We start from the raw sequence: 7,598 nt of genomic DNA, 5'->3' as shown, positions 1-7,598 counted from the left end.
CCCATTTGGCGACAGCGGCTCTGGACAAGCCAAAAGTCTTGGCGACAGCAGTTTGGCGTTCTCCCCGCAGCACTGCTTGGACAGCCCGGTGTCTAAGCGCTTCCTGGGCTGCCGGAGGAAGCGACCTAGCGTCTTGTTTCTCCATAGAAACAAGATACAAAATCCATAACCAAAAGTCTATAATTTATTGCACTGATTAATAGTTGGTAGCACTACCTCTTATGGCGAGGGCCAAAGAGACGGATACATAGTGAGAACTGACGATGCTGGAGACTCGCTTTGGTCTATCGCAATTGGAGGGCGGTCTTACGACCAATTCCATTATGCAATTAAATATGACCAAGATAATGTGATGGCTTTTGGGGAAACTTATAACCAAGATAATTACGACATAATGATATCAAGTGTTTCTATAAATGGTGAAGTGAATTGGACACGAACTTATGGAACAGATTTATCTGAATACGCGAGGACAGCAATCGTTCTTGATGATGAAATTTATGTTATTGGAAATGTTACTCCAATCGGACAGAATCTTAACTATGATCTATTCATTTTATCGATCGATGCTAATGGGGATTCCCTTTGGTCATGGTCCAATCGCGGGAATCATCATGAAATTGCAATTTCAGCGCTTGTTACACCTAATGATAACATTGTAATCGCTGGTATTGCTGAGTTTATCGGAGGTGGCGCTGAGTCAGATATATATTTGGCTGCTGTAGGTGAAGATAGACGCGTGACATATTCTGTCCCTCTCCGCCACGGCTGGATTCTCTTTTCTTCCGTCTGTCCTCCTGCAAATCCCGCCTTTCCTGCCGTCTTCACTGACGTCGTCGCGCGGAACAACCTCTACCTCGTGAAAGACCAGTCCGGGCGCTTCTACCGCCCCGGCGTCTTCAACAATATGCAGCCGTTCGACGTCCGGCAGGGCTATCAAGCCAAACTTAACAACTCCGACACGCTCGTCATCGTCAACGTTCCCGTCGCGCCCGACACGCCGATCCCCCTTCGCGAAGGCTGGAACCTCGTCGCCTACTTCCCCGAAGAGAACCTCCCCGCGCCGGACGCCTTCGCATCGCTTGACAACCTGGTCATCGCCAAGGACGAGCAGGGGCGGTTTTACCGGCCCGCGGCAGGTTTCAGCAATATGGGGAGCCTGACCCGCGGCAAGGGTTATCAGGTGAAAGTCGATGGCGCGGGGGAACTGGTCTATCCGGCAGGGGATCGTATCGCCGGCATCCTGCCGGCAATGGAAAGCCGCCAGGATGGCGGCGTTACCCACTTCCAGCCTGTTGAGCGGACGGGGAGGAATATGTCGGTGCTTTTGAATGTAGAATGGAGAATGGAGAATGTAGAATTGGAGATAGGAGCGTTCACAGAGGACGGGCATTGCGTCGGGGCCGCGACAATCCAAAATCCAAAATCCAAAATCCAAAATCGCATTGGTCTTGCCGTCTGGGGCGACGACCCGACCACCCCTGAGATCGACGGGGCGGTCGAGGGTGAAGCGCTCACCTTCAAATTGTGGGACGGGCAGACCGAGTCCCCCATCGCACTTGAGCACTCGAGCACTCGGGCACTTGAGCACCTTACCTATGAAACCGACGCCTTCCTGGAGGTCTCTCTCAACACGAAGGACAGCAAGGAAACGGAGGTCGTTCCTGAAGATTATGCCCTTCACGAGCCGTATCCTAACCCGTTCAACAGCACGACTTTGATCCGGTTCGATGTGCCCCCGATAAATCGGGGAGCCACCGGTGATATGAATCGGGGAGCCACCGGTGAGATCAATCTTCGCCTCTTCGACCATCTGGGCCGCATGGTGCGCAACCTGACGCCGCAGGAAGTCATCGCTGCCGGTCAGCGGAGCGTCGTTTTCGATGCCGGCGGGCTGCCGAATGGCATCTATTTCTTAAGGCTCGAGGCGGAGGGCGTGTCGCTGCAGCGCAAGTTGGCGCTGGTGCGGTAGGGGCGGGCGCGGTAGGGGCGAATCTACATTCTGTGGTGTCGGGTGTCCTCACCTGACACCAGTGGTCTTTTATTTACAATCGCATGCCGTCGGGTGAGGACACCCGACGGCACATTCAATCTACATTCTGTGGTGTCGGGTGTCCTCACCTGACACCAGTGGTCTATTATTTGCAATAGCATGCCGTCGGGTGAGGGCACCCGACGGCACATTTAATCTACATCTGTGGTGTCAGGTGTCCTCACCTGACACCAGTGGTCTATTATTTGCAATAGCATGCCGTTGGGTGAGGACACCCGACGGCACAAGAAATCTACATTCCACATTTACAATGACTCTCGACAAATCTCTCGCCAAAGCGCTGAATGACCAACTCAACCGCGAGTTCTATTCAGCCAACCTCTACCTCGCGATGGCCGCATCCTGTCAGGCTCGCAACCTCGAAGGTTTTGCGCACTGGTTCCGCGTCCACTCGGCTGAGGAGCGCACTCACGCGCTGAAGTTCTACGACTACCTCTACCAACGCCGCTCTCGCGCTACGATCGACGCCGTTCCGAAACCGCCGGCCGACTGGAAGACGCCGCTCGCCGCCTTCGAAGCCGGCCTGGCTGCCGAAGTTGAAGTCTCGGCGCACATCGCGGCGCTCGTCGAATTGGCACAGAAGAAGAACGATCACGCGACCGTCCACTTCCTGCAGTGGTTCGTCGCCGAGCAGGTCGAGGAGGAAGCGCTGTTCGACGGCATCATCCAGAAACTTAAGGCAATTGCCGACCACCCGGCAGGCTTGATGATCATGGACCGCGCCCTCGGGGAGCGAAGTTGACGTAGATTGCTACAATAGATTGCTGTTATTAATCAGTGCAACTAACAATATCGTCAGTATTAATCAGTGCAGAAAAGAGTTGACTTGGAGGGCGGACATTCTTGTCCGCCCTTGCCCGATAGGAACTCTTCATCAGGGCGGACAGGAATGTCCGCCCTCCAAGAACGGCAACAATAATCTGCACCTCCTAATAAGACAGACATTCTTGTCTGTCTTAAGAACAGGCAGGAATGCCGGTCCTACAGGACGATACCACAATAATATGCACTGCTTAGTAATTGGTGCAGTAACATTTTGTCACCCTGAACGAAGCAAAGGGTCTCATCCAGACGAGATGCTTCACTCTATTCAGCATGATATTGCAAGAACTTTCTGCACTGAGCAATATCAATTAAAGGTATGAGCAATGGACAGACTCGGATTACCATTATCGGTGTTGACGGGGCTGTTGCTCGGTGCAGTGCAGTCGATTCTTGCCCAACCGGCCGTCGAATGGGTTCATTCCTACGATTTGGGCCGGATCGAACGGCTGATGGACATCTATGCCTCCTCCGATGGGAACTACGTCGCCTGCGGCGTCACCAAGGGCCGCTGGGTAACTCCGGACACGACTCAAGACAACATACTGCTTAAGGTCGATGATGCCGGACGCCTGATTTGGACGCGCACCTGGGGCGCGGTGGATCGTATGGACGATGCCAATGCCGTGATCGAGACCGATGACGCCGAGTATCTCGTGGTTGGCAGATCGGACGGCAACGTCCTGGCAACCCTCTTCGATGAAGATGGAGCCCTCATCTGGTCTCGCACCTACTTCGCCGGCACGGCTCAAGCCGTCATCGAACTAAAGAACGGCAGTTATGTCCTTTGCGGCGGCGCCTCCGGACGCGCTTTTCTCCTCTGCATCAGTCGCGACGGCGATCCTATTTGGGATGATCGTTTCGGCGAAGGAACCTCCGATTCGTTCACTTCGCTCAAGGAAGCCGGGGAAGGAATCGTCGCCTCTGGTCGGGGTTATTTTGCCAACAATCAGCCGATCTGGCGGTTGTTGATAGCGAAGACCGACTTTGAGGGCAATACCATCTGGCTCAACTACCATCACCCCCAGGAGAATCAATATTCCTACGGTATGGTAACGATTCCGGATGGCGGTGGTTTTGTTTGCGGCGGGCAGTTCTGGCGGGGCGATGGGCAAAGCGGTCAGGATCATCTTTGGATGGTCATCGACCCCGATGGTGAAATGGTCACGTGGCAGCGCATGGACATCGTCTATGACGACGAGACGCGGAGCATTTCGCGCGCCTTCCCGACCGGCTATATGCTGGTCGGTTGGGATGCTGCCCGCGGCGATGCCCAGGTGACGCAACCCCGCGCCCTGCGGCTGCGCGAAGACGGCACCATTTCCTGGTCTGAAGTCTATGATTTGCGCGAATATCTGGAAGGCGTCCAGCAGGACGTCAATTACTTTATGGCGGTCATACTGGGGCACGACAATTCACTTATTGGCGCCGGAATGGTCACGCAGGATGGCTTCCGCGGAGGCAAGAACGGCCTGCTCATGAAACTTGAGCCGGAGTTCATTCCTCCGCAATTTGTCGAATGGACGCCGCGGGATACCATGTTTTCTGTTCTTCCGGGCGATTCGGTCGATTTCAGTGTTGTCGTGCATGGCCCGGATCAACTTGATATAGCCTATCGCTGGACTCTGAATGATACTTTGGTCTCGCTCGACGATTCGACAACCATCCGGTTCGATTCGCTCGGCGTCCAACGTGTCGTCTGCCAGGCTTATACCGATATGTATTTGATTGCTCTCACCTGGCGGGTGACGGTCACCGATCTCTACATCTCGGCCTCGCAACCTGATACTCTAAATCTCGTCCTTCGCCGCAATTCGGAAGTCGAATTTGGAGTTGACGTCCGGTATATTGGCGATTTGGAGGCAGTATCTGCGCGGTGGCGGCTCTTTGACCATTCTGCGCTTGAGTGGAATGATGTTGGCGGCCTGGAGCGGCAGATTTACTTGCTCTTCGACCGCACCGGCCGCTATGACCTGAAGGTCGTCGTAACTGATCAAGTTGTTCATGACAGCTTGCTCTGGCGGATCGATGTCCGAGGTGTCATTAGGGCTTATCGACCGCTGCGACAAGCCGTTGATCTTGAGCCGGATCAGCAATTTGCATTCGAGTTGATTCCCTTTAATGCCAACAACGATTCCATCGAGTTTTGGTGGACGCTGGGCGGGGAAGAAGATACTCTGTCCATTTCGTCTATTTTGTCCATTTCGTTTGATGACACCGGCAGATACGTCGTGAGCGGATATGCGCGGGAGCGGGTGAGCGAGGAAGAATGGGAGGAGGATGTGCAAAGATGGGTGGTGAATGTCCATTCTCTAAGTGCGGGACTGGATCCCCGCTTGCGCGGAGATGACGAGGGGGAAAGCGAGGATGACGAGGAGGGAAGCGGGGATGATGATCCCCTCTCGCTTACGATTGCACCTAATCCCTTCAACGATCAGGTGACGGTGACGATTGATCTTGGAGGGAAGGCATTCCTGCCTGCCCAAAGGGCGGACAAGAATGTCCGCCCTCCAAGTGCACAGGTAGGGGGTCTCATGCCTGTCCGGATCGGCCTCTACGCGATCGACGGCCGGGAAGTGCTCCGCTTGCACGACGGCCCGCTATCGCCCGGAAGCCATACTTTCACACTTTCACACTTTCACACTTTCACACTTCCCTCCGGCATCTATTTCCTCCGCCTTCAGGCCGGCACCAAGTCCCTCGCTGTCAAGGCGGTCATGATGAGGTAGTCTTGCAGGACGTTTCATGGGTGTTAACGTAGGGGCCGATGCCGCCGCAGGCGTTTCGTGCCCGTTTGCATGGTGGCGGAATGGCTCGTATCTGCGGGCAAACTATTTATGGGCGGGCTCGCAAAAACCCTTGACAACTTCCTCTTGCAGCCGTATTTTGTGAAAACCTTGCCTCGGGCTACGGCTCGGGCTACGGCTCGGGCTTAAGAAGCCCGGGCACACTATCAATCCAAACTGACTGGAGAATGGTATGAGCCCGAGAACGAATCTGTCGCTGGCAGCGCTGGTGCTGCTGGCGGCCCTCACCCTCTTCGCTGCGCCGGGAGAAGCAATGGCGGTTCCCTTCTCAGCGATCGTTAACGACGATGACGGCGACCAAGGTGTCAGCCTAACCGTCATCACCTGCGATCAATTCGGCGCCATCCTCGACGAGGTGCCGATGGTGCTGGACGATGTAATCGGCAATCAGGCCTTCTACGAGGTCGATTTCGCGCCTGACGCTGCCTCGGTCACTTGGGAAGTGGTAGCAACGCCGACAACCCGGTTCAATCCCTCCACCATCCAGGACGGTGACAATGTAAATTTCCAAAATCCGAATGTTCTGGATGTTGAGTTCGACCTGCTATAGGTGATGCGCCGGGCGCCGATGAGGTATCTTCCGCATTCGGCGCCCGGCCTGCTTTCTGATCCCATACAACCGGGAAATCAAATGCGAATATTCTCCGTTCTAGTTGGACTGGGGATGGGGATTGCCTTCAATCTCTGCGCCCAGCCGCCGGTGGCATTTCTGCATCATTACGGTGCCGATGCCCATGAGAGATTTATTGATATTTACGCAGTATCCGACGGCGGACTCATTATGTGTGGAGCCACCGGCAATACGCCATCAGTGAGCCAGTTGACACCGGGGGACATTTTCGTCGTTCGCACCGATCCTGAAGGCAATGTTATATGGAGACGCGTCTATAATAGAGATGAGCAAGCCACTGCACAATCCATAATTGAAACAGACGACGGCCACTTTATCATTTGTGGGAGCAATCAGGGATATCAACATGCCATGCGCATCAATGGGGAAGGCGAGGAACTTTGGAGTGGCGATTACGTCGGGGGACGATTCAACGCAGTTATTGAGCTTAAAGACGGCAGGCTTCTTTTTGGTGGCAGAGAGAATGCCGGATTTCCCTACCATGCCGGTTTGGTTTGCACCAATGGAGAGGGAGAAGAACTATGGCATAATAGATATGAACGTGAAGAAATAGGCGAAATATACACTCTGAGAGAAGCAGAAGGCGGCATCGTCGGGGCCGGATTTAGAGCGACGCGCGAGCCAAGAAATAACGCCTTGCAAAGATTCGCCTGGATGATTAAGGTATCGCTTGATGGCCAGCAAATTCTCTGGGAGCATTTCCATAACGATATTCCACCATTTTCATTTTATTCTATGACCTCAGCCAGAGATGGTGGATTCGCTATGGTGGGACGCAATTCCGGTCAGGATCCAGGACCAACGCTCATTAAGGTGAACAGCAATGGGGAGCGATTATGGCGAATTATTTACAGAGAGCCATATAATCGTGATGTTTATGAAGCAATTGCTCGCTCGCGCGACGGGGGATTCTTGCTGGCGGGAATCGGTCGAGTAAACGACGCCAATTTCCCCGCCGCACTGCGCATCAACCGCGACGGCGCGGTGAGGTGGCGGGGCATCTACAACCTTGCTGAAGATGTGCGCTTCGGAGAGGGGATGACATCGTTTGCTTCGGTGGTTGCTACCCGGCAAGACGAATTTGTGGTTTGCGGAGCCGTTCCTTTGCGGCAAAACGGCAACTACGACGGCTTCATAATGAAACTGGAGCCCGACATTCTGGGTCCCAGTTTCATCGCCTGGTCCCCCGAAGACACCCTCCTTCAGGTCCTTCGCGGCACCGAAGTGACCATCATCGCGGTGGCGCATAGCGACTACTTCGACAATCTCGACTACATCTGGTCAT

The 7,598-nt window shown here is 54.3% G+C and carries 5 protein-coding genes; all 5 read left to right on the top strand.

Annotated features, from left to right (window positions below; genetic code table 11):
• Positions 1–739: 739 nt before the first annotated feature.
• A complete protein-coding gene (locus tag FJY67_10285) occupies positions 740–1,972 on the top strand; it encodes a T9SS type A sorting domain-containing protein (protein MBM3329842.1) in 1,233 nt (410 codons plus the stop codon).
• A gap of 331 nt (positions 1,973–2,303) precedes the next feature.
• Positions 2,304–2,795: a ferritin gene (locus FJY67_10280; protein MBM3329841.1), complete on the top strand. Its 492-nt coding sequence runs from the start codon at positions 2,304–2,306 to the stop codon at positions 2,793–2,795.
• A 406-nt stretch (positions 2,796–3,201) separates the two neighbouring features.
• Positions 3,202–5,604, top strand: a complete 2,403-nt coding sequence (locus FJY67_10275) for a hypothetical protein (protein ID MBM3329840.1) — start codon at positions 3,202–3,204, stop codon at positions 5,602–5,604.
• A 250-nt stretch (positions 5,605–5,854) separates the two neighbouring features.
• Positions 5,855–6,232: a hypothetical protein gene (locus tag FJY67_10270; GenBank protein ID MBM3329839.1), complete on the top strand. Its 378-nt coding sequence runs from the start codon at positions 5,855–5,857 to the stop codon at positions 6,230–6,232.
• 114 nt (positions 6,233–6,346) lie between these two features.
• A partial coding sequence (locus tag FJY67_10265; protein MBM3329838.1) for a hypothetical protein occupies positions 6,347–7,598 on the top strand: 1,252 nt, incomplete at its 3' end.

The sequence above is a fragment of the Calditrichota bacterium genome (assembly GCA_016867835.1).
Lineage (GTDB): Bacteria > Electryoneota > AABM5-125-24 > Hatepunaeales > Hatepunaeaceae > VGIQ01.
Note: the sequence above shows the minus strand (reverse complement) of the source record. Positions and strands in the feature narration are given on the sequence as shown.

Coding starts and splice junctions, on each gene's coding strand:
- FJY67_10280 (MBM3329841.1), top strand. CDS start 2,304: ATGACTCTCGACAAATCTCTCGCCAAAGCGCTGAATGACCAACTCAAC.
- FJY67_10275 (MBM3329840.1), top strand. CDS start 3,202: ATGGACAGACTCGGATTACCATTATCGGTGTTGACGGGGCTGTTGCTC.
- FJY67_10270 (MBM3329839.1), top strand. CDS start 5,855: ATGAGCCCGAGAACGAATCTGTCGCTGGCAGCGCTGGTGCTGCTGGCG.